This window comes from Candidatus Eisenbacteria bacterium, from assembly GCA_035712145.1.
Taxonomy (GTDB): Bacteria; Eisenbacteria; RBG-16-71-46; order RBG-16-71-46; family RBG-16-71-46; genus DASTBI01.
The window spans coordinates 1-1,163 of sequence record DASTBI010000141.1; the positions used below are offsets into that span (position 1 = coordinate 1).

Here is a 1,163-nt window from a genome sequence, read left to right on the forward strand (position 1 = left end):
GGCGGTGCAGACCGGACGCGGGCTGGTGGTCCCGGTGGTCCGGAACGCGGACCTCCGCAGCTTCGCCGATCTCGAGCGCGAGATCGCCCGCCTGGCGGCCGCCGCGCGCGACAACAAGCTCATGCTCGACGAGCTGGCGGGCGGCACCTTCACCGTCAGCAACGGCGGGGTGTTCGGAAGCCTCTTGTCGACGCCGATCCTCAACCCGCCGCAGAGCGGCATCCTCGGCATGCACAAGATCGAGAAGCGCCCGGTGGTGATCGACGATCAGGTGGTGATTCGCCCGATGATGTATGTGGCGCTTTCCTACGACCACCGCATCGTCGACGGCGAGCAGGCGGTGACCTTCCTGGTGAGCGTGAAGCAGCGCCTCGAGGATCCCGAGCGCATGCTGCTCGACGTCTGATGGCCGATGTAGATTCTTGCTCTCCCCGGGGAGAGTAAGGACTTACAACAGGGATTCGGGCTCGCTTCCGACACGTCGTCAGCGGTCGCGATCCGCTTCCAGGATCCGCTGCGAGCGCTCGTCGAGGAGTCGTCGCAGCTCGTTCCGGTCCTCGCGCTCTGCAGTCGATATCACTCCGTCGCTCGACTGCAAAGCCGTCCCCACCAGAACCATCGCGCACCGGTCGCCTATTGATCCCTCGGGAAACGAGACGGAAGAGCTCCCGAAGCGCGCTCTCGAAGCGACACCGCGGAGCCTGACGGGCCGCTGAAGATCCGAGACCCGCGCCGTCCGCGGAGAGGCGCACGCGATCGGCTGGACGACCATCGACACAATGACGACCGACTTCCAGGCCCGCATTTGACTTGTCATCAGCCTCGGCCCCAATCTGCTCGACCCGCATTGTGCTTCAAATAGCAGGACACACATAGCGTCATCTGACTGTGACTGGAAGGTGGATCGGCGTTGACTGAAGCCGCTTACGACCTCGTCGTGATCGGATCCGGCCCGGGCGGCTACACTGCCGCGATCCGCGCCGGGCAGCTCGGCATGAAGACCGCCTGCGTCGAGAAGTACCCCACGCTGGGCGGGACTTGCCTCAACGTCGGATGCATCCCGAGCAAAGCCCTGCTGGATTCAAGCGAGCACTTTTCGCTCGCCCGCCATGGCTTCGCGGCCCACGGCATCAAGGCCCAGGTCGAGCTCGACTTGCCCACCA

Annotated in this window: 2 protein-coding genes; both read left to right on the plus strand. The window is 65.0% G+C overall.

Features of this window, described 5'->3' with window-relative positions:
• Positions 1–406, plus strand: a 406-nt coding sequence (locus VFQ05_08760) for a 2-oxo acid dehydrogenase subunit E2 (GenBank protein HET9326847.1), incomplete at its 5' end; no start/stop codon positions are given.
• Between the two features lie 504 nt (positions 407–910).
• Positions 911–1,163 (plus strand): FAD-dependent oxidoreductase (locus VFQ05_08765; GenBank protein HET9326848.1); only part of this gene is annotated, 253 nt, incomplete at its 3' end.